Below are 25,824 nucleotides of genomic sequence, written 5' to 3' on the forward strand. Positions count from 1 at the left end.
AACATAGCATCTCACCATCAGAACAAATCGCAACAAAAGGCAGAACCTTCTTTCGTGCAAGCGCGAGTACAGGCATCATAGCGCCCATTCGCCGTCAGGCTCAGAATCAGGAGAGAAAACATGTTTACAGTAATTTTTGGTCGTCCAGGTTGCCCTTACTGCGTTCGTGCGAAAGAACTGGCAGAAAAACTGACTGCCGAGCGTGACGACTTCAACTTCCGTTATGTCGATATTCACGCCGAAGGCATCAGCAAAGCTGACCTTGAAAAAACCGTGGGTAAGCCAGTAGAAACCGTACCGCAGATTTTCGTTGACCAGACTCACATCGGTGGTTTCACCGATTTCGAAGCCTGGGCCAAAGAAAACCTGGGTCTCTACGCTTAAAACAGGGCGTGGGCGTTAATGGCGCCCACGTTTTGCGTTTATCAGCGCATTGACGAACAAGAAGCAAAGCGCGCCCAATGCGCACCAGAACACCGCACTGAACAACCACGCCAGCTCCTGCCAGAAAGACCGCTGTGAAAACAGCCACACCCGCATCACGACCAGACACACTGGCGTTGCCAATATCGCCCCAACCAGCGGCAACAGCACACGCTGACCCGACGACACAAAACTCGCCACCGCACCGGGGATAGCAAAAAACAATAACCCCAGCTCAGGATGCCCGGATGCGCGAAAGGCGCCTTTCATATTCAGTAACAAATAAAGGCAAACCACAATAAAGAGGGTAAAACAGCAGAACACACCCGCCCAACCTCGTTCAGATCTCAAAATTCCTCCTGATATTCTCTATCCAACTCCAGAACGCCCAGTCGATAAAGTTTTTCGGCACTCCTTGCCGTAATGCACCTGCGTAAGGACAAACGATTGTTACTAGCCGCCGCAATCAGGAACGATTAAACTAGCGGCCTTAATTTGATGGTTATCATCTGGCCCGCTTCAAAAGGTATTTCTCAGCCAACCCGAGGAAAAATCCTAGCCTAAATAACCATTGTCTTCAACAACTTACTAGTAAACGAGAAGTTAGCTTCCGTGAATATAAACGTCGCAGACTTGTTAAACGGGAATTACATCCTGTTATTATTTGTAGTACTGGCGCTGGGCCTGTGTCTGGGCAAAATACGCTTAGGATCTATCCAACTTGGTAATTCCATTGGCGTTTTAGTGGCCTCTTTGTTATTAGGCCAGCAGCATTTCAGTATTAACACGGATGCATTAAATCTGGGCTTTATGCTCTTTATTTTCTGCGTCGGGGTCGAAGCGGGCCCGAACTTTTTTTCCATTTTTTTTCGCGACGGCAAAAACTATCTGATGCTCGCACTGGTGATGGTCGGCTCTGCGCTGGTGATAGCGCTGGGGCTGGGCAAGCTGTTTGGCTGGGATATCGGCCTCACCGCCGGGATGCTGGCGGGTGCGATGACCTCCACCCCCGTGCTGGTTGGCGCGGGTGACACCTTGCGACATTCCGGCATGGCGGGCAATGAGCTGGCTTCTGCCCTGGACCATCTGAGTCTCGGCTATGCGCTGACCTACCTGATTGGTCTTGTCAGCCTGATCCTCGGCGCGCGTTACCTGCCAAAACTGCAACATCAGGATCTGCAAACCAGCGCGCAGCAAATCGCACGCGAACGTGGGCTGGACACGGATGCTAACCGCAAGGTCTATCTGCCAGTGATTCGCGCCTATCGCGTCGGCCCGGAACTTGTAGCGTGGACCGATGGCAAAAACCTGCGTGAACTCGGCATCTATCGCCAGACCGGCTGCTATATCGAACGCATCCGTCGTAACGGCATCCTCGCGAACCCGGACGGCGACGCCGTGCTGCAAATGGGCGATGAAATCGCGCTGGTAGGCTATCCGGATGCGCACGCACGCCTCGACCCAAGTTTCCGCAACGGCAAAGAAGTCTTCGACCGCGACCTGCTCGACATGCGCATAGTGACCGAAGAAGTGGTCGTCAAAAACCACAATGTGGTGGGCCGCCGCCTGGCGCAAGTCAAACTCACCGACCACGGCTGCTTCCTCAACCGCGTGATCCGCAGCCAGATTGAGATGCCGATTGACGACAATATCGTGCTCAATAAAGGCGACGTGTTGCAGGTCAGCGGCGATGCTCGCCGCGTGAAAACTATCGCCGATCGCATCGGCTTTATCTCGATTCACAGCCAGGTAACAGACCTGCTGGCCTTCTGCGCGTTCTTTATCGTTGGCCTGATGATTGGGATGATCACTTTCCAGTTCAGTAACTTCAGTTTCGCCATTGGTAACGCCGCGGGCCTGCTGTTCGCCGGGATCATGCTCGGCTTCCTGCGAGCCAACCACCCGACTTTCGGCTACATTCCTCAAGGCGCGCTGAATATGGTGAAAGAGTTCGGGCTGATGGTGTTTATGGCAGGCGTTGGCCTGAGTGCAGGCAGCGGGATTGGCAATGGCCTGGGGGCCGTTGGCGGCCAGATGCTGGTGGCCGGTTTAATCGTCAGCCTGGTGCCCGTGGTTATCTGTTTCCTGTTTGGTGCATACGTATTACGCATGAATCGCGCCATGTTGTTTGGTGCGATGATGGGTGCCCGAACCTGCGCCCCGGCGATGGAAATTATCAGCGACACAGCCCGCAGTAACATCCCGGCACTGGGCTACGCAGGCACCTACGCGATAGCTAACGTGTTGTTAACACTGGCCGGTACGCTGATCATCGTCATCTGGCCAGGACTGGGATAAATCCGAAGAAGAAAAATGGCAGAAAAAAATGCGAAACAGAGCGAACTTTTTGTTTGCCTGTCAGTCATAAGTAATGCCACTGCTTTTCTTTGATGTCCCCATTTTGTGGAGCCCATCAACCCCGCCATTTTTGGTTCAAGGTTGATGGGTTTTTTGTTTTCTACAACCCCGCAATTCTCCCCACCATCTCACGGATATCACCCCTGCCAAGCGGTTTGCGGTCGGTGACAAAATGCAGCGTCATGCCTTCAATAAATGCATCCAGTGCGCGGGCCGTAGCGGGATCAAACCACTGCTCCAGCACCTTCTGGCTGCCCTGCATCCAGTTTTGCATCACGGTCTTGAGCGCAGGTTTGCAACCGATAAAGGCATACAGTTGGTACATCAGTTCCATGTTGCGGGTGGTCGTCACCTGTGCGCTGAAGATGAGATCCGTAATCGCATTGCACGCTTGCTCTGGAGCCTTCACTTCGGCAAAAAACGCCTGATACTGCACCAGCATTGCGTCGGTGAAACCTGTAAATGCCTCTTCCAGTAAGGCATCAATGCCGCTGAAATAATAGGTCATTGAACCCAGTGGCACATCGGCGCAATCAGCAATTTTACGGTGCGTAACCGCCTGAATACCGTGACGGGCAATGGTGTCCAGCGTGGCCTGCAGGATCCTCTCCCGGCGCTGTGGATCGTTCGGTCGGCGAGCCATTATTTTCCTCCTGCCATTTATGTACAAATGTACACAACCTTGCTAGTGTTGTCTCTCCCTCTTTTTTTCACAGGCTGTTTACGGATGACGTCGCACTCTTCACGCAAAGCCCTGCAGTTGCGCATGTGGGCACTCTTTATGTTCTTCTTTTTACCGGGGCTGCTGATGGCTTCGTGGGCCACGCGTACGCCCGCCATTCGTGACATTCTGTCTGTTAACACCGCGGGCATGGGCATCGTCCTGTTCGGTCTGTCGATTGGGTCGATGAGCGGCATTCTCTGCTCGGCGTGGCTGGTTAAGCGCTTCGGCACCCGCAAAGTCATTCGCACCACGATGTCCTGCGCGCTGGTCGGCATGGTGATGCTGAGCCTCGCCCTGTGGCTCGCCTCCCCTGTTTTCTTTGCCTTTGGCCTGATGGTGTTTGGCGGCAGTTTTGGTGCGGCTGAAGTGGCAATTAACGTCGAAGGCGCAGCGGTTGAGCGTGAGATGAATAAAACCGTGCTGCCAATGATGCACGGCTTTTACAGCTTCGGTACGCTGGTCGGGGCGGGTATCGGCATGGCGCTGACCGCCTTTGGCCTTTCCGCCACCATCCACATTCTGCTGGCGGCGCTGGTCGGCATTGCGCCGATTCTCATTGCTATCAAAGCCATTCCCGAAGGCACGGGCAAAAACTCATCGGAGAATGCAGAACACCACGAAAAAGGCGTGCCGTTTTATCGCGATGGTCAGCTGATGCTGATTGGTGTGGTGGTGCTGGCGATGGCGTTTGCGGAAGGCTCAGCCAACGACTGGCTGCCGCTGCTGATGGTCGACGGACACGGCTTTAGCCCAACCTCCGGCTCGCTGATTTACGCAGGGTTCACACTGGGCATGACCGTTGGGCGCTTCACCGGCGGCTGGTTTATTGATCGTTACAGCCGTGTGGCCGTCGTCCGTGCCAGCGCCATTATGGGCGCGTTGGGCATAGCATTAATCATCTTTGTCAACGTGGACTGGATTGCCGGCGTGTCCGTCATCCTGTGGGGACTCGGCGCATCGCTGGGCTTCCCTCTCACTATTTCCGCCGCCAGCGACACCGGCCCGGATGCCCCAACTCGCGTCAGCGTGGTCGCCACCACTGGCTATCTGGCATTTTTGGTTGGGCCGCCGCTGCTCGGCTTCCTTGGCGAACACTATGGTCTGCGTAGCGCCATGCTGGCGGTCCTGAGCCTGGTGATTATCGCCGCTCTGGTTGCCCGCGCTGTCGCCAAACCTGAATCTGAACCTGTAACGGAGAGTGCCTCATGAGCATCAAACTGATTGCCGTGGATATGGATGGAACGTTTCTCAGTGACGAAAAGCGCTATAACCGGGCGCGCTTTCTCGCTCAGTATCAAAAGATGAAGGACCAGGGCATTCGTTTTGTGGTCGCCAGCGGCAACCAGTACTGGCAGCTCATCTCCTTCTTCCCGGAGATCGCCCACGAAATTGCCTTCGTTGCCGAAAACGGCGGCTGGGTGCGGGACGCAGGAGAAGACGTGTTTAACTGCAAACTTTCCTCTGAGCATTTCAGTAAAGTGGTGGATTTTCTGCATACCCTGCCGGCTGTCGAAATCATCGCCTGCGGGAAACGCAGCGCTTACACCCTGAAGCGCTACAACGACGAGCTGAAAAAGATGGCGGCGCTGTATTACCACCGTCTGGAGCTGGTCGAGAACTTCGACAATATCGACGATACTTTCCTGAAGTTTGGCCTCAATCTGCCCGATCGCTTAGTGCCTGAAATTCAGAAAGTCCTGCACGAAGGCGTGGGCGATATGATGACGGCCGTCACCACCGGGCATGGCAACATCGACCTGATCATTCCAGGCGTGCACAAAGCTAACGGCCTGCGTCTGTTACAGGCACGCTGGGGCATTGATGACAGCGAAGTGGTGACCTTCGGCGACAGCGGAAACGATCTGGAAATGTTGCGCCAGGCGGGCTTTGGCTTTGCGATGGCGAATGCCTGTGACGCGGCGGTTGAAGCCGCAAATCACCGTGCACCGCACAATAATGAGGAAGGTGTGTTGCAGGTTATTGATCAGGTTTTGAATCGGGAAGCGCCATTCAGTTAAAGGCGGCATCTGTAGGCCGGGCAAACAACGTGCCGCCCGGCAATGTTCCGTTACTGCTGCGAACTGCCGACAGATTTATCCTTCAGGAAGTAGATAATCAACCCCAGCCAGATAACCCCATTTGCCAGGTTGAACAGGCTGAACAAGCCGTTACCACCGTACTGATAAGCGTGTTTGCTCACTTCAATACCGACGGTGAAAATCAGCATCTGCAACATGCCCATTGCCGCAGAAACGGTGCCTTTGCTCATGTCGCTGGCAAACAGCGTCAGGCGAACCAGACCGGCATTAGCAATCCCGATACCAAAGGCATAGAAACTCAGCCCGGCGGTCATCCACAAATACGCATGGGAAGAGACGACCGTAGCGGCCGCCGCGAGGATCAGGCCAAACATAATTGGCCAGCCGCCCGCGATAATCAGCCAGCGCACCGTTTTGCGTGAGGTCAGTTTTGCCAGGGTGACGTTGCCAACAATCAGCGCACCGAAAATGGGCACCTGTAACAGACCGTACTCATAAGTGCTGGCCTGTTCACCGCTGATGATAATGACGGGCGATTGAGCAATCCACGCCAGCAGCGGCAGGCTGACAAAGCCCGTTGCCAGCGCACCGGCAACGAAACGCAGATTTTTCAATACCAGCCCGTAATCTTTCCCCAGCGCTTTAACAGACAGCTTCTCGCCAAGGCGCGTTGCCGTCTCAGGCATCGCCCGTTGCAAGCCGAAGAAGGAAATCAATGCCAGCACCGCAAACAGCACGAACATGGTTTCCCACGGGGCAAAATGCACCCACGCCGCGCCCACTAAGGGGCCAAGCAACGGTGCAATCAACGCCACGTTCGCCATCAAGGCGGTGATTTTGATACACACCGCTTCCTCGAACGATTCCTGAATCGCGGCATAGCCTACCGCACCGATGAAGCACAGGCTGATGCCCTGCAAGAATCGCAGAATAGTGAACTGCTCGATATTTTGCGCCAGCAACGTCGCCAGACAGGTGATGATGAACCACACCACGCCGGTCAGCATCACCGGGCGACGGCCAATACGGTCCGACAGCGGCCCCAGCAGCCACTGTAAAAACATCCCGCCCGCGAGATAAGCGGTCATGGAGGTTGGTACCCATTCGGTGCCAACCTGGAATTGTTCCACCACCGTCAACATGCCCGGTTGGATCATGTCATTACCGATGTAAGTGGAAAATTCGTAGAGCACCAGACAAAGCGGGAAAAGTAACGCCTGACGACCGAGGCGTTTGCCAGAAAGTGAATGGTTGTGCATGAAATCTCTTAACGATGAAAAAATCGCGAGAAGTGTAATGAATGATAATAAACGACGATAGCGAAAAGTGCGCGAAACACTCTGTTACAGCACGTTTTTACGCGATTAAGCTTCGCTTAAGTTTTAACTCATATAGTCCGCGTTTATATAGGGTCAGGCAGACTCGTTCTGCATGCCCCCTAAGCGCCGGACAATTAAGACAATCTCCCTTTACCGTCCCGGCTTCGATTTTTAAGGTAATGAGCGTCATCAAACTGTAAGAGTCCGCAAGCTATGCTGGAAAATTTGAATTACTCGCTGTTTTACTGGATTAACGCCACGCCGGCCTCGCCGCAGTGGATGATTTCGTTCGCGATTTTTATAGCCCGGGATTTGATCTCCATCGTGCCGCTGCTCGCCGCTATTCTCTGGCTATGGGGGCCGCGCGGTCAGGTGTCTGCCCAGCGCCAGCTTGTTATTAAGATGGCGATGGCCATCGGTGCCAGCCTGCTCCTTTCCTGGGTGATTGGGCATATTTATCCGCACGATCGTCCGTTTGTTGACGGCGTGGGCTATAACTTCCTCCAACACGCCCCAGATGACTCTTTCCCAAGCGATCATGGCACCGTCATTTTCACTTTTGCCTTAGCCTTTTTGTTCTGGCATCGCCTGTGGACGGGGGTCGTGATGTTGGTTATCGGCTGCGCCATTGCCTGGTCTCGCGTCTATCTCGGCGTACACTGGCCGATGGATATGGTCGGCGGCTTCCTGTCCGGCCTTATCGGTTGCCTGGCGGCACAAGTAATGTGGAACGCATTTGGTGAGGCGCTCTATCAGCATTTACGCACCCTCTACCGTTTCTGCTTTTCACTGCCCATTCGTAAAGGCTGGGTGCGTGACTAAGCGGTAACGCACAGGTAAAATCGTCGCCTGACCCTCTGCCTGATGCAGGGGGCATTTCGGGACACAGGGGTTTTATGGAAACGCGCCGCGACGTTCGTATCAGCCAGCTTATTCAGGCACTTAAGCGTAGCGATAAGCTGCATCTGAAAGAAGCGTCCGCGCTGCTGGGCGTGTCAGAGATGACCATTCGTCGCGACCTGACCCAGCATAGCGGCCCGGTGGTGTTACTGGGCGGTTATGTGGTGCTCGAACCCCGCAGCGCCAGCCACTATCTGCTGAGTGACCAGAAAACCCGTCTGGTGGATGAAAAGCGCCAGGCGGCGCGCCACGCAGCCCAATTGCTGAAAGCCCATCAAATGGCTTTTTTCGACTGCGGCACCACGACCCCGTGGATCATTGACGCCATTGATAATGAACTGCCGTTTACCGGCGTTTGCTACTCCCTCAACACCTTCCTCTCGCTGCAAGAAAAGCCTCAGTGCCGGGCGATTTTATGCGGCGGCGAATTTCATGCCAGCAACGCCATCTTCAAACCGTTAAGTCCTGAAGATACGTTGAGCCATCTGTGCCCTGACATCGCGTATTACTCCGCTGCTGGCGTGCATGTTCAGCACGGTGCCACCTGTTTTAATCTGGATGAGCTGCCGGTGAAACACTGGGCGCTGAAAAGCGCGCAAAAGCACGTGCTGGTTGTTGATCACAGCAAATTTGGCAAGGTGCGCCCGGCACGAATGGGTGAGCTGAGTTGTTTTGACGTGATTGCCAGCGACCGCCGTCCGGATGATGACGTGACGGCGCTGGCGAAACAGCGCGGCATTAAGCTGCTGTTTGATTGAGACTGTGGAATTGCCGGGTGGCGCGACGCTGACCCGGCCTACAAATGCTGCAAATGCCGGACGTAGGCCCGGTCAGGCGTAAGCCGCCACCGGGCAAGCCCGTAATCCCAGTTAAGAGAACCAGCTCCCAAACCACTGGTGGAATTTCATCAGCACGAAATCGACCATTCGGTTAAAGAACCCACCTTCGTTTACCGCTTCCATCACGATAAGCGGACGCTGCTCAATGGTCTTGTCGTTCAGTTTAAAATCGATCGTCCCGACAACCTGCCCTTTCGCCAATGGAGCCGTCAACTGCGGTTCGTTCAGCGTGAAGCTGGCCTTGAGGTTTTTCAGCTGACCGCGTGGCAGAGTGATAGACCCCGCTTCACCGGCCCCAAGCTTGGCCTGGCTGCTGTCACCGTACCATACGCGCTGCTCCACAAACGTTGCATCTGGCTTGATTGGGGTGACGGTTTCATAAAAACGGAAGCCCCAGGTCAGCAGTTTTTCGGATTCATTAAAACGAATACGGTCTGTTTTGGTGCCCAATACCACGGCAATCAAACGCATGTCGCCCTGTTGCGCAGAAGACACCAGGTTATAGCCCGCGCCTGCGGTGGTACCGGTTTTGACACCGTCCGCACCCAGGCTGCTGTTCCACAGCAGACGGTTACGGTTCGGCTGCTTGATATTGTTGAAAGTGAACTCTTTCTCTTTGTGAATGGCGTACTCATCCGGCACGTCATGGATCATCGCTTTGGTCAGCAGCGCCATGTCGCGTGCAGTACTGAACTGGCCTGGCGCATCCAGCCCGTGGACGGTTTTAAAGGTGGTGTTGGTCAGGCCCAGCTTCTGCGAATAGCTGTTCATCAGGCTGATGAAGGAGTCCTGGCTGCCCGCGACGTAATCGGCCAGCGCGATACAGGCATCGTTCCCGGACTGGATGATCACCCCTTTGTTGAGGTTCTCAACGGAGACCTGATCGCCCGGTTTCAGGAACATCACTGATGAGCCGCGCAGCGCCGGATTGCCCGTCGCCCAGGCATCTTTACCCACGGTGACCATATCGGTGAGTTTGATTTTGTTCGCTTTGATGGCCTGGCCGACCACATAGCTGGTCATGATTTTAGTCAGGCTTGCCGGGTCGAGCTTTTCGTCGGCGTTGCCTTCACTCAACACCTTGCCGCTGGCGTAGTCCATCAGGATCCACGCTTTGGCATCGACAGTTGGCGCGCCGGGCTGTTGAACAGAGTCTGCCGCCTGCACGGCAGGGGCCAGGAGAAGTAAAATCAGAGAGCCTGCCGCCAGGCCGCGGGGAGAAACTACAGTACGCGTCATAAAAGCCACCCAAGTATCCATTCCAAATACACGCTACGTCACCGAAGCCGTGCAACAACTGGCGGTGAGTAATAACGCAGAAATGATCTTAAAGAAACAATGCGTTGGTAAAGTTTTTAAAGTTTACGCAAGAACGGCGGGTTGTGCTGAAATCCGGGCAATTTTTTTGATCGTGGTTGTGCCTGGGTTAATTTTATTTCACCATGACAACTTCATTGATGCGCTGTTTAGTGGAGATCTCATGATTACGCTGTGGGGCAGAAACAACTCAACGAATGTTAAAAAAGTACGCTGGACGCTGGAAGAGCTCGACCTTCCTTATGATCAGATCCTCGCCGGGCTGGAATTTGGCCTCAATCACGACCCTGAATATCTCGCCAAAAACCCCAACGGGCTGGTGCCCCTTCTGCATGATGACGAAGCCGGGATAACGCTTTGGGAATCAAACACTATCGTCCGCTATCTGGCCGCCCAGTACGGGCAAAAACGCCTCTGGCAAGATAATCCGGTTATTCGTGCGCAGGGTGAAAAGTGGATGGACTGGGCCAATGGCAGCCTTTCCCCGGCGCACCGCGTCATTTTGATGGGGCTCGTCAGAACGCCGCCTGAACAACGCGATCAGGCAGCGATAGACGCCGGGATTGTGCAGTGTGAAAAACTGCTGGCGATCCTCGATGCTGAACTGGCTGACCGTCCATGGCTTTCCGGCGACGAGTTTGGCCCGGGTGATATCGCAGTCGCTCCGTTCATTTACAACCTCTTCGAAACCGTCAAAACCTGGCAGCCGCATCCGAATTTGCAGCGCTGGTATCAGCAGCTGTCACGCCGTCCGGCTTATCAAAACGTGGTGATGATCCCGGTCACCTGATCTCAGGACGCCGGGCTGACTTTCAGTAACTCACCATCGGACTCGTCGGTTAAGACATACAGATAGCCGTCGGGTCCAACACGCACGTCGCGTATCCGCTGTTTCCTGTCACCCAGAATGCGCTCCTGTTCGGTTACTTTATTGCCGTCAACGTTCAGGACAATCACATCCTGATCCTTCAAAGCCCCCACAAACAGCTTGTGCTGCCATTGTGGAAACTTCGCGTTGTTATAGAACGCCATTCCACTCACCGCGGGTGACTGTTTCCAGAAAAACAGCGGCGGTTCAGAGCCAGCCACCGTTTCGCCTTTCGCTTCCGGAATCGGTAAACCGCTGTAGTTCACGCCATGGGTGGCTAACGGCCAGCCGTAATTTTTTCCCCGCTCCGGGATGTTGATTTCATCACCGCCTTTCGGCCCGTGCTCATTGAGCCACAGCGCATTGCTCCACGGGTTCATCGCCATGCCCTGCGGATTACGGATGCCATAAGACCAGATTTCGGGTCTGGCGCCCTTCTGCCCGACAAACGGATTATCCGGCGGCACTTTGCCGTCCTGCGTCAGGCGGACAACTTTGCCCTGTAGTTTGTCGAGTTCCTGCGCGGTTGGCCGCTGGTTATTTTCCCCCAATCCGATGAACAAGTAGCCCCTGCCGTCGAACACCAGCCTTCCCCCGAAATGGTTTCCGGTCGAAAGCTTCGGCATCTGGCGGAAAACCACCTGAAAGGCCTCAATTCGGGAGCGATCGTCAGTTAATCGACCGTAACCGACGGCAGTCCCCGCTTTACCGTCATCACCCACTTCGGCATAGCTCAGCCACACGCGGCGTGATTGTGCGAAATCTGGAGCCAACACAACATCCAGCAGCCCGCCCTGCCCATTGGCCCACACGCGCGGCACACCGACAATCGGGTCCGATAACCCTTTCCCTTGCTGCCACAGGCGTAACTGCCCACCGCGCAACGTGATCAGCATGCCCTGATTATCAGGCAGAAAAGCCAGCGACCAGGGGTGATCGAGCTTGCGTTGTAAGACCTCAACCTGAACCTCGGCGGCTTGCAGAACGGGGGAGAGAATCAATGAACCCAGAAGTAAACTCAGAGCAAAACGAGGCATGGCTGTCTCCTTTTTAGCGAATGCGTTAAGGGTAGCCAGCAGGCCGGGTGTAAGGGGGGATTTTTACAAAACCTTAACCGATAGGGGGAGCCTCTCCCCCCGGTTGTCAGGCGTGCGCCAGGGGCGCGGATTTATTTATCACCTGAATATTCAGAGCTAAGGTGTCGAGACAGCGTTGCAGGACATCTGGGTTAACCACAATGAATGAGGGACAGTCGTGATGTCCGCTCATCAGGCACACGGCCGCAGAGGCCAGGGCTTCTCCGGCGGCATGCAGCGCCTCGCTTTGCGCAGGCGTGAGTAAGGGCGAAAGTGCTGCCGTGTTCTCACGCAGCTCGCCACAGAGGTCAAAACAGTTTTCACGCAGATGATCGTTGTCGCTGACCGACATGTATCCCTTGGCGCGTCTGAGTTGCAGATAGGCCGCGAGATCGATTTGGGCATTCACCAGCTTGTTCAACAGGTGACGGAATTGTCTGTCAACGTTCATACCTTTCCTCCTGTGTCGTCCATTGTCACAAGTATAGTACGGTCATTTTTTGTGCATAACGATGTATGTGGTCAATATTTCATCAACCTTTGACCAATCGTTACATCCTGAGGATTTTAGGCAAACAGCCCATCACCACGGCGTACAAAAAATCAACATTTGTTGAGGGTTTGTTTGGAAAACTGAATAGTCACGGAGAGAAACGATTGCTATAGTGCGCCGGTCTTCTCAACCCGGCGGTGAAAAAATGTTCAGGAAAGGCTTATCCGTTGTGCTGTTATTCTGCGCTTTGTTTTCCGGGCAGCTGATGGCGAATCACAACGGGCATGAATTTTATCAGGTGCCTTATGCCGATCACTGGATGCGCCACAGTGCCGACAGCGACGATATTCGCGCGCGTTTCCGCGATGCCGCAGATGAATTACGCGAAGACCATCACAGTATCAAAGACCGCAAACCGGAAGTGATTTATCGCTAAACTTCCTCCCCTATCGGGGAGGAAAACGCCTTACTGCAAGGCGTGAAGGATTTGCCAGGCGGCCGTCACCCGCACAGGATTGGGGTAGTTCTTGTTAGCCAGCATCACGATACCGAGCTTTTTCTCTGGCACAAACGCGATGTAAGCCCCGAAGCCATTAGTGCTGCCGGTTTTGTGCAGCCAGCTTGCCGGGGTAGCAGGACGAGCAGGCGTTTGCAGTTCAGCCGCGCTCGCCTTAAGCGCAACCTCATTCCCGCTGGCGGTAATTACCTGTTGAGGGTTGATGGGCCACGGATACATTTCCCAGCCTAAGCCCTGATACATATCGCCAATCTTGTAGTAACCCTGCTGAGCCGTGTCGATGGCTTTTTTCAGCGTCTCGTCGCTAGCCGGTAGCTGCTGCGGGGCGATGTTGGCCTGCATAAACGCCGCCATATCTTTGATGGTGGTTTTCACTCCATAGGCTTCGGCATCCAGCATCCCCGGCGTGACGCGGACGGGTTCGCCGTTACGATAGCCCCAGGCGTAATTCTCTTTCTCGCTTTCAGGCACGGTAATCCAGGTGTGATTGAGCTTCAGCGGCTGGAAAACATGTTGTTGCATGAATTGCTCAAAGCTGAGCCCACTTTTGCTGACGGCGAGTGCGCCGAACAAGCCAATACTGGCGTTAGAGTAATTACGTTTAGTGCCTGGCTTCCACTCAGGTTGCCAGCCGTTGTAATAGCGCCACAGCGAACTTTCATCGGTTACGTCGTCAGGAAGCTGCAACGGCAAACCGCCTGCTGTATAGGTGGCGAGTTGCAGCAGAGAGATGTTGCGCCACTGCGCGCCAGTCAATTGCTTACTGTAGTCCGCAGCCGCGTCGTTCAAATTGGCTTTTCCGCTCTGCACCGCGTACCCGCCCGCCGTGCCGGTAAACGTTTTGCTCACAGACCCCAGCTCGAACAGCGTGTCGTCAGTGACAGGACGCTTAGCTTTAATATCCGCCAGGCCGTAGTGGAAAAAGTACCGTTTGCCTTCATAAATCACCGCCACCGCCATGCCGGGGATTTGCTGCTCTTTCAGCAACGGCTGAACGGTCTCATCGACGATTTTTTGCAGGGATGCCGGGGTTGCGGCTGTCGCCAGCAGCGGCGTGGCAAGCAGCGCCGCTGCCAGCAGAATCGGTTTACTTACGCGATGGTGATGCTTTTTCGTTGTCATTCTTCCTCCTGATGAACGAAACCTGAGGGGTGCCCCGCGCCATTAAGCCGAAAAGCCGTGCTGAGCGCAATTCTCCAGTACAAATTTCCCCCCAACCTCTGTAGAATCACCGCCCTGACCATTCCCAAAATCGAACACTTTTTAATCTATGAGCAATGTTATGCAGCAGCCGAAAATCGGCTTTGTCTCTTTGGGCTGCCCAAAGAACCTGGTGGATTCCGAGCGCATCCTGACCGAACTGCGCACCGAAGGCTACGACGTCGTGCCAAGCTATGACGACGCCGACATGGTTATCGTCAACACCTGCGGCTTTATCGACAGCGCCGTGCAGGAATCCCTGGAAGCCATCGGCGAAGCGCTGAAAGAGAACGGCAAGGTGATTGTGACCGGCTGTCTGGGCGCGAAAGTTGACCAGATTCGTGAAGTGCATCCTAAGGTGCTGGAAATCACCGGGCCGCACAGCTACGAGCAGGTGCTGCAGCATGTTCATCACTACGTACCGAAGCCACAGCACAACCCGTTCCTGAGCCTGGTGCCGGAACAGGGCGTGAAGCTGACGCCGCGTCATTACGCGTACTTAAAAATTTCCGAAGGCTGTAACCATCGCTGCACCTTCTGCATCATCCCTTCCATGCGTGGCGATCTCGTCAGCCGCCCGATTGGCGACGTGCTGTCTGAAGCGAAACGCCTGAAGGATGCGGGCGTGAAAGAGCTGCTGGTGATCTCCCAGGACACCTCCGCCTACGGCGTAGACGTCAAGCACCGCATGGGTTTCCACGACGGCGAGCCGGTGAAAACCAGCATGGTCGGCCTGTGCGAGCAGCTGGCGAAACTCGGGGTGTGGGTGCGTCTGCACTACGTGTACCCGTATCCGCATGTGGACGATGTGATCCCACTGATGGCGGAAGGCAAAATCCTGCCGTATCTGGACATCCCGCTTCAGCACGCCAGCCCACGCATTCTTAAGCTGATGAAGCGCCCGGGTTCTGTTGATCGCCAGCTGGCGCGCATCAAACAGTGGCGTGAAATTTGCCCTGAGCTAACCCTGCGCTCAACCTTCATCGTCGGCTTCCCGGGTGAAACCGAAGAAGATTTCCAGATGCTGCTCGACTTCCTGAAAGAAGCGCGTCTGGACCGCGTCGGCTGCTTCAAATACAGCCCGGTTGAAGGCGCGACCGCCAACGAACTGGAAGGTCAGGTGCCGGAAGAGGTGAAAGAAGAGCGCTGGAACCGCTTCATGCAGCTGCAGCAGCAGATTTCTGCTGAACGTCTGCAAGAGAAAGTGGGCCGCGAAATCATGGTTATCATCGATGAAGTGGATGAAGAAGGCGCGATTGGCCGCAGCATGGCCGATGCCCCTGAAATCGACGGCGCGGTGTACCTGAACGGTGAAACCCGCGTGAAGCCAGGCGACGTGCTGCGTGTGAAAGTGGAGCACGCGGATGAGTACGACCTTTGGGGTGCTCGCGTTTAGCTTCTTGTTTTTCCCCTCACCCTAACCCTCTCCCCAAAGGGGCGAGGGAACCGTCAGGTGCGCTTTTCTCCCTCTCCCTTTCAGGGAGAGGGCCGGGGTGAGGGTCATTTCCCCTAGCCCTTTAACTTCGGATCCAGCGCATCGCGCAGGCCATCGCCAAGCAAATTAAACGCCAGCACCGTCAGGAATATCGCCAGCGCCGGGAACAGCGCAACGTGCGGCGACATCACCATATCGGCCCGCGCTTCGTTGAGCATCGCCCCCCATTCCGGTGTCGGTGGCTGTGCGCCCAGACCCAGGAACGAGAGGCTTGCGGCAGAGATAATCGACACGCCAATGCGCATAGTGAAATAGACCACAATCGACGACACCGTGCCGGGCAGAATATGGCGGAACAGAATGGTGGCATTGCTGGCACCAATACTGCGTGCCGATTCGATAAAGGTCTGCTGCTTCAGCACCAGCGTGTTACCCCGCACCAGACGCGCAAAAGCCGGGATCGAGAAGATTGCCACCGCGATGATCACATTCGCCATCCCGCTGCCCATCACGGCCACGACGGCAATCGCCAGCAAGATCCCAGGGAAGGCAAACAGCACGTCGCAGATACGCATGATGATGCGGTCCCACCAGCCTTCGAAATACCCCGCCAGTAAGCCGAGCACGGTGCCAATCAGCGCCCCAATCAGGACGGCAAATACGCCTGCCGCCAGGGATATTTGCGCCCCGACCAGCACCCGGCTGAAGATATCGCGCCCTAACGAATCCACCCCAAACCAGTGCATCGCCGATGGCCCCTCATTGAGACGGTCATAATCGAAATAGTTTTGTGCATCGAAAGGCGCAATCCACGGCGCAATGATCGCCACCACAATCAGCAGCAACACGAAAATACCTGCGGCCATCGCCACCGGCTGTTTGCGGAATTTACGCCAGAATTCATGCCAGGGCGTTCGAACCTGGCCCGGTTCGATCCCCGGCAAGGCATTCATGATGGCCTGACGTCGCCAGTTTAACAGTCGCACTTACTTGTACCTGATAGCCGGGTTGATGGCGGCATACAGCACATCCACCACCAGATTGATAAGAATGAACTCCAGCGAAAAGAGCAGCACTTCGGCCTGAATCACCGGATAGTCGCGCATCTCCACCGAATCCACCAGCAGGCGCCCAAGCCCCGGCCAGTTGAACACTTTCTCGACCACAATGGAGCCACCGAGCAGGAAACCGAACTGCAGCCCCATCATGGTCACCACCGGGATCATCGCGTTACGCAAACCGTGTTTCAGCACCACCCACGTTTCACTCACGCCCTTTGCTCTGGCGGTGCGCATGTAATCTTCGTTTAACACTTCAACAAACGAAGCCCGGGTGAAACGAGCCATCACCGCCGCGACCGCGGCACCCAGCGTGATGGACGGCAAAATATAGTGACGCCAGCTGTCTGCCCCCACCGTCGGCAACCAGCCAAGCTCGACGGAGAACACCTGCATCAGTAACATGCCGAGCGCGAACGCCGGAAAGGAGATCCCCGCAACGGCAATCGCCATGCCGAGTCTGTCTGGCCAGCGATTGCGCCAGACTGCCGCCGCCACGCCCATCGCCATACCGAAGATAACCGCCCAGACCATGCTGGTCAGCGTCAGCCAAAGCGTCGGCATAAAGCGGCTGGCAATCTCTTCGGAAACAGGCCGCCGAGACACCATCGAGGTACCGAAATCGCCCTGCAACACGTTGGTGATGTAGTGCCAGAACTGTACGTAGAGGGGCTGATCCAGCCCTAACTGTTCGCGAACTAACGCCACCACCTGGGCATCCGCTTCTGGCCCGGCTATCAACCGGGCCGGATCGCCGGGCAACATGTGCACAAACAGAAACACCAGGATCGCCACAATCAGCAGCGTCGGGATCAGACCCAGCAACCTTTTCAGGACGTAGTTAAGCATCGCGTCCCCTCACCCCGCCCCTCTCCCCATAGGGGCGAGGGAGAAAAGATAAATACGCTTTTCTGGTCAAAGTACACGCCATCACTGCTTCAGATCCGCCTCGTCAAAGCTAAAACCTGTATCCGGCATGATGTAAAAACCAGTCAGATTTTTGCTGTGCGCGGAAACCAGTTTTTCCACCACCAGCGGCACCCACGGCGACTCTTTCCAGAGGGTGTCCTGCGCGTCTTTGTACAGGCTTTCCTTCTGTTTCGGATCGTTGGTTTTCAGCGCATCAGTCAGATCTTTATCCACCTGAGGATTGCTGTAGAACGCCGTGTTGAAGAGCGTTGGCGGCCAGTTTTGCGAGGCAAACAGCGGCGACAGCGCCCAGTCTGCTTCACCGGTAGACGCCGTCCAGCCGGTATAGAACATTCTCACGCCGCTCTCTTTCTGCCCTTTGCCTTCAACTTCGGCGGCACGCTGGCCTGCATCCATCGCTGTCACCTGCGCTTTAATGCCTACCTGCGCCAGCTGTTGCTGCGTGAACTGCAGTACTTTCTGCGCGGTACTGTGGTTATGGGAAGACCACAGCGTGGTGCTAAAGCCGTTCGGGAAGCCCGCTTCTTTCAGCAGCTCGCGCGCTTTCGCCGGATCGTAAGGCCAGGGTTTGTAGCTCTGCGAATAAGCGATAGCAGGCGGCAGCACGCCAGTGGCCGGGGTGGCATACCCTGCGAAGGCCACTTTCACCAGCGCCTGGCGGTTGATGGCATAGTTAATCGCTTCACGCACTTTTGGGTTATCAAACGGCTTCTGGGTGACGTTCATGCTGATATAACGCTGCATGATGGACGGGCTTGCCACCAGCTCCAGCTTGCTGTTTTTCTCCAGCAGCGGAGCCTGCTCGTAAGGGATCGGGAAGGCGAATTGCGCTTCACCCGTTTGCAGCATCGCCGCGCGGGTATTGTTGTCCACCACAGGTCGCCAGGTGATGGTGTCGAGCTTCGGCAGACCTTTTTGCCAGTAGCCGTCAAACTTCTTCACCTTCACGAAATCGGTCTGGTTCCAGGTCTCCAGCTGATAAGGCCCGGTACCCACCGGATGGAAGCCGATATCTTTGCCGTATTTCTTCAGCGCCGCCGGGGAAATCATGGCCGTGGCCGGGTGAGCGAGAATATTGATAAACGCCGAGAACGGCTGCTTCAGCGTGATTTTTACCGTTTGCGGGTCAACCACTTCGGTGCTGGCGATATCTTTATACAGGTTGTAGCGCTTGAGATGATTGTCCGGATTGCTGGCGCGGTCGAGGTTGGCCTTCACCGCTTCAGCGTTGAAGTCAGTGCCGTCCTGGAATTTCACGCCGCTGCGCAGTTTGAGCGTATATACCAGCCCGTCTTTTGACACCGTGTAGCTGTCCGCCAGCACGTTGTGCATCTTCATGTCTTTATCGAGCCCAAACAGACCCTGATAAAACGACTTCGCCACCGCCTGCGACAGCGTGTCGTTGGCATCATACGGGTCGAGCGTCGTAAAGTTTGAGCCAACCGCCACCACCACATCTTTTGCCGCAAAAGCAGGGGCGCTTGCGAGGGCGGAAACGACACCCAGCGCCAGCAGCCATTTACCCGTAATTTGTTGTGTCATGCAAAACTCCTGATTGTTATAAGCGAGACAGTGTGCTGGGGGTTTCATCCCGGGCGACAAAGTGCCCTGGGCTGACCTGAACCAGCGGCACGCTGGCAATTTCTTCTCCGCGCGGATAGCTGTTGCCGGGCATTTCGTCCGACAGCAGCACGCGCTGTGGACGACGGTAAGCCGGGTCTGCCACCGGCACCGCAGCCATCAGCTTGCGGGTATAAGGATGTTGCGGGTTTTCAAATACGGCGCGACGTGGCCCCATCTCCACGATGCGCCCGCGGTACATCACCGCGACGCGATGGCTGATGCGTTCAACCACCGCCATATCATGAGAAATGAACAGGTACGCCATGCCCATCTCCCGTTGTAAATCGAGTAATAAATTGATGATCTGCGCGCGAATGGAAACATCCAGCGCTGAAACCGCTTCGTCGGCAATCACCACTTTCGGGTTCAAAGCCAGAGCGCGGGCAATACAGATTCGCTGACGCTGCCCGCCCGAAAACTCATGCGGATAGCGCCAGGCGTGTTCTGGCTGCAGTCCGACTCGCTCCAGCAGCCACGCCACGCGGCGAATGGCATCAGCTTCCGGCAGGATTTTGTGGATCAGCAGAGGTTCCAGAATCGAATAGCCCACGGTCTGGCGTGGATCAAGCGAGGCGAACGGGTCCTGAAAAATAAACTGAATATCACGGCGCAGCGGCTGCAGCTGGCTTTCGCCCAGCGTGTCGATGCGTGAGCCGTTAAACGTGATGCTGCCACTCTGCGATTCTACCAACCGCAACAGCGCCCGGCCCGTCGTGGATTTTCCACTGCCGGATTCCCCCACCAGCGCCAGCGTTTCACCGGGCCACAGGTCAAAACTCACCTTTTCGACCGCGTGCACTTCTCTCGTTACGCGGTTAAGAATGCCGCTGCGCAACGGGAATCGAGTGACCAAATCACGAACCTTCAGCACGGGCTCGCCGGCCACCACGGTATCCTGAGCTTCATCATCCAGCGGGGAGTCCTGAGTATTCAGCAACGGGAAGCGGCGAGGATAATCGCTGCCCTGCATCGCGCCCAGCGTTGGCACGGCCGCCAGCAACGAGCGGGTGTAAGGGTGCTGCGGCGCGCTGAAAATCTGCTCGACGGTGCCCGTTTCTACCGCTTCACCGCGATACATGACCAGCACCCGATCGGCGATATCAGCCACCACGCCCATATCGTGGGTGATAAAAATGACGCCCATCTCCATCTCTTTTTGCAGCACGTCGATAAGCTGGAGAATTTGCGCCTGAATGGTGACGTCGAGCGCCGTGGTTGGCTCATCGGCAATCAGCACCGCCGGACGGCAGGAGAGCGCCATCGCAATCATCACGCGCTGGCGCATGCCGCCAGAAAGCTGGTGCGGATAACGTTTCAACACCGCTTCTGCTTCCGGAATACGAACCTGATCGAGCATTTTCTTTGCTGCTTTCAACGCATCTTCCCGCCCTAATTTTTGATGAAGACGGATAGATTCCGCAATCTGCTCGCCCACTGTAAACACTGGGTTGAGCGAGGTCATCGGCTCCTGAAAAATCATCGCGATATCCGCGCCGCGTACATGACGCATTTGCGAGGCAGACTGTTCTGTTACTTCGATAACTTCGCGGTTTCGGCGTCTTAGCAGCATGCCTTCGCTGCTCACTTCACCGCCAGACTGCGTCAGAAGCTGCATCAACGCCAGCGCCGTGACCGACTTCCCGGAGCCAGACTCGCCGACAATCGCCAGCGTTTCACCCCGTTTCAGGCTAAACGACAGGTGGCTGACCGCCGGGATCAGCTGCTTTTCGTGGCGAAATCCTATGTTCAGATCGCGCACCACCAGCACGTCGCTGGCGTCGATTTCCTGACTGTGCGGCACGTGTCCTCCCGTTACCGATAAATGCCGACAGAAGGGGTATCGCCCGCATAGGCATAGGCGCGGTACATCCCTTCGCTGTTAAACGGCAACACCACGTTACCTTCGCGATCGATGGCGATCAGTCCACCGCTACCGCCCAGTGCGGGCAGCTTCTCCAGCACGACGCGCTCGCAGGCTTCATTCAGGCTCAGGCCGCCGTACTCCATTAAAGCGAAGATATCGTAGGCCGCGAGCGTGCGCATAAATACTTCGCCAGTGCCGGTGCAGGAGACCGCCACGCTGGCATTATTGGCATAGCAGCCTGCGCCCAGAATGGGGCTATCCCCCACCCGGCCCGGTAACTTATTGGTCATTCCGCCCGTTGACGTGGCGGCGGCGAGATTACCTGCTGAATCTAACGCCACGGCCCCAACAGTGCCCATTTTGCTGCGCTCATCCAGCGGCGCACCGCTATGATCGAGCACCGTTTCACCGGCTTCCTGCGCCTGCCGCAGTTGATACAAACGCTCAGGCGTTGAGAAATAATCGTTCGAAACCTTGTCCATCCCGTGTTCACCGGCAAAGTTTTCCGCCCCTTCGCCAATCAGCATCACGTGCGGGCTTTGCTCCAGCACCAGTCGGGCGGCCAGAATCGGGTTGCGCAGGTGTTTAATGCCCGCCACAGCCCCTGCCTGCAATGAACAGCCATCCATCACGCAGGCATCCAGTTCGTGAGTTTCGTTGGCGGTGAACACCGCCCCCTTTCCTGCGTTAAATAAAGGGCACTCTTCCAGTAAACGGACGGCTTCGGTGACCGTGTCGAGCGCACTGGCTCCGGCTTCCAGCATTTTCTGCCCCACCTCAACGATAGAGGACAGCGCCTGCACGTATTCGTGTTCGCGCTCAGGCGATAAATTCGCGCGGGAAATCGCCCCGGCTCCGCCATGAATGGCGATCACTGCGTTACTCATTGCGCCCTTCCCTTCGGCTGACAGCCTGCTTTTTCTATAGATATCATTATTGTGTCGATTATTTTATATAATTTTTGAATATAGAAAGCGCCATCGGTGATGTAAAGCCATCCGAGGCTCTGGCATACAGTCCAGGCGGCTTTTCTGCCATAATGGGCGCAACAGACGACTTGTCCCAGGAGTGAAGTAATGGATTTTAACGCCGGACTGATGCCGCTCGACGAAGCGCTGACCCAGATGCTTGAGCGCATCACCCCACTGACCTCGACCGAGAAGCTGCCGCTGCTACAGGCATTTGGCCGCATTACCGCAAAAGACGTCATTTCCCCCCTGGACGTGCCGGGGTTTGATAACTCAGCCATGGACGGCTATGCTGTTCGCCTGAGCGATCTGAACGCAGGCAATGCCTTGCCAGTGGCAGGAAAAGCGTTCGCCGGGCAGCCTTATACCGGTGAATGGCCTGCGGGTACCTGCGTACGAATCATGACTGGCGCACCGGTTCCTGCGGGATGCGATGCCGTGGTGATGCAGGAAGAAACGGAACAAACCGACAGCGGCGTGCGCTTCACTGCCGAAATCAAGAACGGGCAAAACATTCGCCACCGCGGGGAAGACATTACCTCCGGGCACACTGTTTTTCCGCGCGGCACGCGCCTGACGGTCGCAGAGTTGCCGGTGCTGGCTTCTCTCGGCATTCCTGAAGTCGAGGTTGTGCGTAAGCTGCGCGTGGCCGTGTTCTCCACGGGCGACGAGCTGAAGCTACCGGGCGAACCGCTGGCCGACGGGCAAATCTATGACACTAACCGTCTTGCCGTGCACCTGATGCTTGAGCAGTTGGGCTGTGACGTTATCAATCTGGGCATTATTCCGGACAATCAGGACAAGCTGCGCGAAGCGTTTATCGAAGCTGATAGCAAAGCCGATGTGGTGATCAGCTCTGGCGGCGTTTCCGTGGGTGAAGCTGATTACACCAAAACCATCCTTGATGAACTGGGCGAAATTGGCTTCTGGAAGCTGGCCATCAAGCCGGGCAAACCCTTTGCCTTTGGCAAGCTGCAAAACAGCTGGTTCTGCGGCCTGCCGGGCAACCCGGTTTCTGCCGCGCTGACTTTCTATCAGCTGGTACAACCGCTGCTGGCGAAACTGAGCGGAAACCCGCTCAACGGTCTGCCGCCACGTTTACGAGTTCGCACCTCGACTCGCCTGAAGAAATCCCCCGGTCGCCTTGATTTCCAGCGCGGTGTACTGACCCGCAATCAGGACGGCGATTTAAGCGTGGCGACCACAGGACATCAGGGTTCGCACGTCTTCAGCTCCTTCAGCCAGGGCAACTGCTTTATCGTTCTGGAACGCGAGCGCGGGAATGTGGACGTGGGTGAATGGGTGGAAGTCGAACCCTTCAACGCGTTGTTCGGAGGCCTGTGATGAGCGTGGAACTGAGCGACGCGGAGATGCTGCGCTACAACCGGCAAATCGTGTTGCGCGGTTTCGACTTTGACGGGCAAGAGAAGCTCAAAGCCTCACGCGTGCTGGTCGTTGGCTTAGGCGGTCTGGGCTGTGCGGCGGCACAATATCTGGCGGCGGCAGGCGTCGGGCAGATGACGCTGCTCGATTTCGACACCGTCTCGCTGTCGAACTTACAACGCCAGACGCTGCACAGCGATGCGACTATCGGGCAGCCGAAGGTGGTGTCCGCGCGCACCTCGCTGCAAAACATCAACCCGCATGTGCGCTTCACCTGCATCAATGCCCAACTGGATGATGCAGCGTTGGCCGAGCAAATCGCGCTTCACGATCTGGTGCTCGACTGCACCGACAACGTGCAAATCCGCAATCAGCTCAACGCAGGCTGTTTTCAGCATAAAACGCCGTTAGTGTCCGGAGCGGCTATCCGCATGGAAGGGCAAATCAGCGTCTTCACTTATCAGGAGGGCGAACCGTGTTATCGCTGCCTGAGCCGCCTGTTCGGCGAAAACGCGCTCACCTGCGTGGAAGCCGGAGTGATGGCACCGCTGGTTGGAGTGATTGGATCGCTACAGGCAATGGAAGCAATAAAGCTTTTGACGGCCTACGGTACGCCTGCCGCGGGGAAAATCGTGATGTACGACGCGATGACCTGCCAGTTCCGCGAGATGAAGTTGATGCGTTTTACCGGGTGTGAGGTTTGTGGGGGGTGAGTGCCGGGCGGCGCTGCGCTTGCACCGGCCTACAGGGTTTGTAGGCCCGTTAAGGCGTCAGCCGCCACCGGGCAATTTTTAAAGCGACGTACTGCCAAATGCGCTCTGCCAGTCCTGCTCGAACTTAACAATGGCGGCATCCACCGCGGGTGACGCAATAAACTGCTGTGCGACATCCAGCGGCAGCGTGATGGACTGACAGCCCACCAGCAGGCAATCCAGCGCCTGACGCGGGGTTTTAAAGCTCGCCGCCAGCACTTTTGACTGGGGCGCATGCAACTCCAGCAACTGCTGCAACTCTTCCACGCTACGAATACCGCTGCCGCCCTGGGCATCGATGCGATTCACATAGGGCGCAACATATTCCGCCCCCGCTAACGCAGACAGCATCCCTTGTGCAGCGCCGTAAACCGCGGTTCCCAGTGTTGGAATTCCTTCCGCTTTCAGCAGTTTAATCGCCGCCAGGCCTTCCGCCGTGACAGGAACCTTCACCACTAAATCAGAAATAATGCTGCGCAGCTTGCGTGCATCTTCCACCATGCCTTCTGCCGTGTTCGCCATCACCTGCGCGAAAAGACGTCCTTTGCCACCCAGCGCATCCTGCAATTCCGGCAGCAGCACGTCGAGCGGTTTCTTGCCTGCGGCAACAATACTTGGGTTAGTGGTCACCCCCGCCAGAGGAAAAACGCGGGCCAGTTTTTTGACCGCTGCAACGTCAGACGTGTCGAGATAGAGTTCCATAGTCATTCCTTAAAATGTGAGATTCTGCATGCTTTAAAATTACCATGCCACAACCTCTCGCTTAGTTGATTCACGTCAAAATTACTTTCATTCGAAAGTTATTTAATCTTTATACGAAAGCAGAGAGGCAGATTATGATCTTCAATATTCAGCGCTATTCCACCCACGATGGCCCCGGCATCCGTACCGTTGTCTTTATGAAAGGTTGCTCACTGGGCTGTCGCTGGTGCCAGAACCCGGAAAGCCGTGCTCGTACTCAGGATTTGCTGTTCGACGCGCGTCTTTGCCTTGAAGGCTGCGATCTTTGCCAGCAGGCGGCACCGGGTGTTATTGAGCGTGCGCTGAATGGGTTGGTTATCCACCGCGAAAAGCTCAATGAGGCTCATCTGAAAGCCCTCAACGATACCTGCCCGACGCAGGCACTGACCGTCTGCGGCGAGGAGAAAAGCATCGACGATATTATGGCGACCGTGCTTCGCGATAAACCTTTCTACGATCGCAGCGGCGGAGGCCTGACGCTCTCCGGCGGCGAACCGTTTATGAACCCGGAAATGGCGCTGGCATTGCTGAAAAGCAGCCATGAGCAAGGCATTCACACTGCGGTAGAAACCTGCCTGCACGTGCCGTGGAAATACATTGAACCGGCGCTGCCGTACATTGACCTCTTTCTCGCCGACCTCAAGCACGTGGATGCCGATAAATTCCAGCAGTGGACAGACGGCTCCGCCAAACGCGTGCTCGATAACCTGAAACGACTGGCCGCTGCCGGAAAGAAAATGACGATCCGCGTGCCGCTGATTCAGGGCTTTAACGCCGATGTGGCCTCCATTGAAGCCATTGCTGACTTTGCCGCGAATGAGCTGCACGTTAGCGATATTCACTTTTTACCCTATCACACGCTGGGCATGAACAAATACACCCTGCTCGGTGTGCCCTATTCTGCCCCCGACAAGCCGCTCGATGCCCCGGAACTGCTGGATTTTGCCCAGCGTATTGCCCGGGATAAAGGGCTGACTGCGACCCTACGAGGATAACA

At 55.9% G+C, this 25,824-nt stretch carries 25 protein-coding genes; 12 read left to right on the forward strand and 13 right to left on the reverse strand.

Translation table 11 applies throughout. The annotated features are described in order from the left end of the window. The first annotated feature begins 120 nt into the window (after positions 1-120). Positions 121-384 (forward strand): GrxA family glutaredoxin, encoded by a 264-nt coding sequence (locus tag ACRCWW_RS04105; RefSeq protein ID WP_438681260.1) that lies wholly within the window; start codon positions 121-123, stop codon positions 382-384. A gap of 15 nt (positions 385-399) precedes the next feature. Here the strand turns inward: ACRCWW_RS04105 and ACRCWW_RS04110 are convergent, their stop codons facing one another. Next, complete coding sequence (locus tag ACRCWW_RS04110) at positions 400-774, reverse strand: inner membrane protein YbjM (RefSeq protein WP_438681261.1); 375 nt, start codon at positions 772-774, stop codon at positions 400-402. A 261-nt stretch (positions 775-1,035) separates the two neighbouring features. Between ACRCWW_RS04110 and ACRCWW_RS04115 the strand changes: the two genes are divergently transcribed. Continuing rightward, the gene (locus tag ACRCWW_RS04115) at positions 1,036-2,721 is read left to right on the forward strand and encodes an aspartate:alanine antiporter (protein WP_438681262.1); all 1,686 of its coding nucleotides are present in this window, start codon (positions 1,036-1,038) and stop codon (positions 2,719-2,721) included. 160 nt (positions 2,722-2,881) lie between these two features. On the opposite strand, the gene ACRCWW_RS04120 is transcribed toward ACRCWW_RS04115, so the two are convergent. After that, positions 2,882-3,424: a TetR/AcrR family transcriptional regulator gene (locus ACRCWW_RS04120; protein WP_438681263.1), complete on the reverse strand. Its 543-nt coding sequence runs from the start codon at positions 3,422-3,424 to the stop codon at positions 2,882-2,884. An 84-nt stretch (positions 3,425-3,508) separates the two neighbouring features. Between ACRCWW_RS04120 and ACRCWW_RS04125 the strand changes: the two genes are divergently transcribed. Together ACRCWW_RS04125 and ACRCWW_RS04130 are read left to right on the forward strand one after the other, a co-directional pair. Next, a complete protein-coding gene (locus ACRCWW_RS04125) occupies positions 3,509-4,714 on the forward strand; it encodes an MFS transporter (RefSeq protein ID WP_438681264.1) in 1,206 nt (401 codons plus the stop codon). After that, the gene (locus tag ACRCWW_RS04130; RefSeq protein WP_438681265.1) at positions 4,711-5,523 is read left to right on the forward strand and encodes a Cof-type HAD-IIB family hydrolase; all 813 of its coding nucleotides are present in this window, start codon (positions 4,711-4,713) and stop codon (positions 5,521-5,523) included. Before ACRCWW_RS04125 ends, ACRCWW_RS04130 begins: the two co-directional genes overlap by 4 nt. 50 nt (positions 5,524-5,573) lie before the next feature. Here the strand turns inward: ACRCWW_RS04130 and ACRCWW_RS04135 are convergent, their stop codons facing one another. Continuing rightward, on the reverse strand, positions 5,574-6,803 hold the full coding sequence (locus ACRCWW_RS04135; protein WP_438681266.1) for an MFS transporter: 1,230 nt from the start codon (positions 6,801-6,803) through the stop codon (positions 5,574-5,576). 273 nt (positions 6,804-7,076) lie between these two features. On the opposite strand from ACRCWW_RS04135, the gene ybjG reads away from it, so the two are divergent. After that, the gene (ybjG, locus tag ACRCWW_RS04140; protein ID WP_438681267.1) at positions 7,077-7,685 is read left to right on the forward strand and encodes an undecaprenyl-diphosphate phosphatase; all 609 of its coding nucleotides are present in this window, start codon (positions 7,077-7,079) and stop codon (positions 7,683-7,685) included. Positions 7,686-7,759: 74 nt separating this feature from the next. Continuing rightward, complete coding sequence (gene deoR / locus ACRCWW_RS04145) at positions 7,760-8,521, forward strand: DNA-binding transcriptional repressor DeoR (RefSeq protein ID WP_438681268.1); 762 nt, start codon at positions 7,760-7,762, stop codon at positions 8,519-8,521. A gap of 111 nt (positions 8,522-8,632) precedes the next feature. Here the strand turns inward: deoR and dacC are convergent, their stop codons facing one another. Continuing rightward, positions 8,633-9,841 (reverse strand): serine-type D-Ala-D-Ala carboxypeptidase, encoded by a 1,209-nt coding sequence (gene dacC, locus ACRCWW_RS04150; protein WP_438681269.1) that lies wholly within the window; start codon positions 9,839-9,841, stop codon positions 8,633-8,635. Positions 9,842-10,082: 241 nt separating this feature from the next. Between dacC and ACRCWW_RS04155 the strand changes: the two genes are divergently transcribed. Next, the gene (locus ACRCWW_RS04155) at positions 10,083-10,709 is read left to right on the forward strand and encodes a glutathione S-transferase family protein (RefSeq protein WP_438681270.1); all 627 of its coding nucleotides are present in this window, start codon (positions 10,083-10,085) and stop codon (positions 10,707-10,709) included. 2 nt (positions 10,710-10,711) lie between these two features. Here ACRCWW_RS04155 and ACRCWW_RS04160 read toward each other — a convergent pair whose 3' ends face one another. Then, entirely contained in the window at positions 10,712-11,824 is a 1,113-nt protein-coding gene (locus ACRCWW_RS04160; protein ID WP_438681271.1) for a PQQ-dependent sugar dehydrogenase, read from the reverse strand. A gap of 106 nt (positions 11,825-11,930) precedes the next feature. Beyond that, the gene (locus ACRCWW_RS04165) at positions 11,931-12,314 is read right to left on the reverse strand and encodes a biofilm formation regulator BssR (protein ID WP_438681272.1); all 384 of its coding nucleotides are present in this window, start codon (positions 12,312-12,314) and stop codon (positions 11,931-11,933) included. Between the two features lie 247 nt (positions 12,315-12,561). Between ACRCWW_RS04165 and ACRCWW_RS04170 the strand changes: the two genes are divergently transcribed. Beyond that, complete coding sequence (locus tag ACRCWW_RS04170) at positions 12,562-12,792, forward strand: DUF2554 family protein (RefSeq protein ID WP_438681273.1); 231 nt, start codon at positions 12,562-12,564, stop codon at positions 12,790-12,792. A gap of 30 nt (positions 12,793-12,822) precedes the next feature. Here ACRCWW_RS04170 and ampC read toward each other — a convergent pair whose 3' ends face one another. Beyond that, a complete protein-coding gene (ampC, locus tag ACRCWW_RS04175) occupies positions 12,823-13,995 on the reverse strand; it encodes a class C beta-lactamase (protein ID WP_438681274.1) in 1,173 nt (390 codons plus the stop codon). Between the two features lie 148 nt (positions 13,996-14,143). Here ampC and rimO point away from each other — a divergent pair, with 148 nt between their 5' ends. Next, positions 14,144-15,469, forward strand: a complete 1,326-nt coding sequence (gene rimO, locus ACRCWW_RS04180; protein WP_438681275.1) for a 30S ribosomal protein S12 methylthiotransferase RimO — start codon at positions 14,144-14,146, stop codon at positions 15,467-15,469. A 113-nt stretch (positions 15,470-15,582) separates the two neighbouring features. Here the strand turns inward: rimO and gsiD are convergent, their stop codons facing one another. The 5 genes from gsiD to iaaA all read right to left on the reverse strand — a co-directional run bounded on the left by gsiD (position 15,583) and on the right by iaaA (position 21,870). After that, the gene (gene gsiD, locus ACRCWW_RS04185) at positions 15,583-16,494 is read right to left on the reverse strand and encodes a glutathione ABC transporter permease GsiD (RefSeq protein ID WP_438681276.1); all 912 of its coding nucleotides are present in this window, start codon (positions 16,492-16,494) and stop codon (positions 15,583-15,585) included. Beyond that, positions 16,495-17,415 carry a glutathione ABC transporter permease GsiC gene (gene gsiC, locus ACRCWW_RS04190; RefSeq protein WP_438681277.1) on the reverse strand — a complete coding sequence of 307 codons (921 nt, stop codon included), beginning with the start codon at positions 17,413-17,415 and terminating at the stop codon, positions 16,495-16,497. Positions 17,416-17,496: 81 nt separating this feature from the next. Beyond that, on the reverse strand, positions 17,497-19,038 hold the full coding sequence (gene gsiB / locus ACRCWW_RS04195) for a glutathione ABC transporter substrate-binding protein GsiB (RefSeq protein ID WP_438681278.1): 1,542 nt from the start codon (positions 19,036-19,038) through the stop codon (positions 17,497-17,499). Between the two features lie 16 nt (positions 19,039-19,054). Then, positions 19,055-20,920 (reverse strand): glutathione ABC transporter ATP-binding protein GsiA, encoded by a 1,866-nt coding sequence (gsiA, locus tag ACRCWW_RS04200; RefSeq protein ID WP_438681279.1) that lies wholly within the window; start codon positions 20,918-20,920, stop codon positions 19,055-19,057. Positions 20,921-20,931: 11 nt separating this feature from the next. Continuing rightward, positions 20,932-21,870 (reverse strand): beta-aspartyl-peptidase, encoded by a 939-nt coding sequence (gene iaaA, locus ACRCWW_RS04205; RefSeq protein WP_438681280.1) that lies wholly within the window; start codon positions 21,868-21,870, stop codon positions 20,932-20,934. 189 nt (positions 21,871-22,059) lie between these two features. Between iaaA and moeA the strand changes: the two genes are divergently transcribed. Then, positions 22,060-23,295 (forward strand): molybdopterin molybdotransferase MoeA, encoded by a 1,236-nt coding sequence (gene moeA / locus ACRCWW_RS04210; RefSeq protein WP_438681281.1) that lies wholly within the window; start codon positions 22,060-22,062, stop codon positions 23,293-23,295. After that, on the forward strand, positions 23,295-24,047 hold the full coding sequence (gene moeB / locus ACRCWW_RS04215; protein WP_438681282.1) for a molybdopterin-synthase adenylyltransferase MoeB: 753 nt from the start codon (positions 23,295-23,297) through the stop codon (positions 24,045-24,047). The genes moeA and moeB overlap by 1 nt, the downstream gene beginning before the upstream one ends. A gap of 78 nt (positions 24,048-24,125) precedes the next feature. On the opposite strand, the gene fsa is transcribed toward moeB, so the two are convergent. Then, positions 24,126-24,788, reverse strand: coding sequence for a fructose-6-phosphate aldolase (gene fsa / locus ACRCWW_RS04220; RefSeq protein WP_438681283.1), 663 nt, complete (start codon positions 24,786-24,788; stop codon positions 24,126-24,128). 134 nt (positions 24,789-24,922) lie between these two features. Here fsa and ACRCWW_RS04225 point away from each other — a divergent pair, with 134 nt between their 5' ends. Beyond that, entirely contained in the window at positions 24,923-25,822 is a 900-nt protein-coding gene (locus ACRCWW_RS04225) for a glycyl-radical enzyme activating protein (RefSeq protein ID WP_438681284.1), read from the forward strand. Positions 25,823-25,824: the final 2 nt, after the last annotated feature.

It is taken from the genome of Scandinavium sp. (assembly GCF_051650185.1).
Classification (GTDB): domain Bacteria; phylum Pseudomonadota; class Gammaproteobacteria; order Enterobacterales; family Enterobacteriaceae; genus Scandinavium.

Excerpts from the sequence above, each read along its gene's own strand:
- gsiC (WP_438681277.1), bottom strand. The coding sequence starts at position 17,415 with ATGCTTAACTACGTCCTGAAAAGGTTGCTGGGTCTGATCCCGACGCTG.
- ACRCWW_RS04170 (WP_438681273.1), top strand. The coding sequence starts at position 12,562 with ATGTTCAGGAAAGGCTTATCCGTTGTGCTGTTATTCTGCGCTTTGTTT.
- ACRCWW_RS04105 (WP_438681260.1), top strand. The coding sequence starts at position 121 with ATGTTTACAGTAATTTTTGGTCGTCCAGGTTGCCCTTACTGCGTTCGT.
- gsiB (WP_438681278.1), bottom strand. The coding sequence starts at position 19,038 with ATGACACAACAAATTACGGGTAAATGGCTGCTGGCGCTGGGTGTCGTT.
- fsa (WP_438681283.1), bottom strand. The coding sequence starts at position 24,788 with ATGGAACTCTATCTCGACACGTCTGACGTTGCAGCGGTCAAAAAACTG.
- rimO (WP_438681275.1), top strand. The coding sequence starts at position 14,144 with ATGAGCAATGTTATGCAGCAGCCGAAAATCGGCTTTGTCTCTTTGGGC.
- deoR (WP_438681268.1), top strand. The coding sequence starts at position 7,760 with ATGGAAACGCGCCGCGACGTTCGTATCAGCCAGCTTATTCAGGCACTT.
- ACRCWW_RS04225 (WP_438681284.1), top strand. The coding sequence starts at position 24,923 with ATGATCTTCAATATTCAGCGCTATTCCACCCACGATGGCCCCGGCATC.
- ampC (WP_438681274.1), bottom strand. The coding sequence starts at position 13,995 with ATGACAACGAAAAAGCATCACCATCGCGTAAGTAAACCGATTCTGCTG.
- ACRCWW_RS04130 (WP_438681265.1), top strand. The coding sequence starts at position 4,711 with ATGAGCATCAAACTGATTGCCGTGGATATGGATGGAACGTTTCTCAGT.
- moeA (WP_438681281.1), top strand. The coding sequence starts at position 22,060 with ATGGATTTTAACGCCGGACTGATGCCGCTCGACGAAGCGCTGACCCAG.
- ybjG (WP_438681267.1), top strand. The coding sequence starts at position 7,077 with ATGCTGGAAAATTTGAATTACTCGCTGTTTTACTGGATTAACGCCACG.
- ACRCWW_RS04125 (WP_438681264.1), top strand. The coding sequence starts at position 3,509 with ATGACGTCGCACTCTTCACGCAAAGCCCTGCAGTTGCGCATGTGGGCA.
- dacC (WP_438681269.1), bottom strand. The coding sequence starts at position 9,841 with ATGACGCGTACTGTAGTTTCTCCCCGCGGCCTGGCGGCAGGCTCTCTG.
- ACRCWW_RS04155 (WP_438681270.1), top strand. The coding sequence starts at position 10,083 with ATGATTACGCTGTGGGGCAGAAACAACTCAACGAATGTTAAAAAAGTA.
- ACRCWW_RS04135 (WP_438681266.1), bottom strand. The coding sequence starts at position 6,803 with ATGCACAACCATTCACTTTCTGGCAAACGCCTCGGTCGTCAGGCGTTA.
- ACRCWW_RS04120 (WP_438681263.1), bottom strand. The coding sequence starts at position 3,424 with ATGGCTCGCCGACCGAACGATCCACAGCGCCGGGAGAGGATCCTGCAG.
- moeB (WP_438681282.1), top strand. The coding sequence starts at position 23,295 with ATGAGCGTGGAACTGAGCGACGCGGAGATGCTGCGCTACAACCGGCAA.
- ACRCWW_RS04160 (WP_438681271.1), bottom strand. The coding sequence starts at position 11,824 with ATGCCTCGTTTTGCTCTGAGTTTACTTCTGGGTTCATTGATTCTCTCC.
- iaaA (WP_438681280.1), bottom strand. The coding sequence starts at position 21,870 with ATGAGTAACGCAGTGATCGCCATTCATGGCGGAGCCGGGGCGATTTCC.
- ACRCWW_RS04165 (WP_438681272.1), bottom strand. The coding sequence starts at position 12,314 with ATGAACGTTGACAGACAATTCCGTCACCTGTTGAACAAGCTGGTGAAT.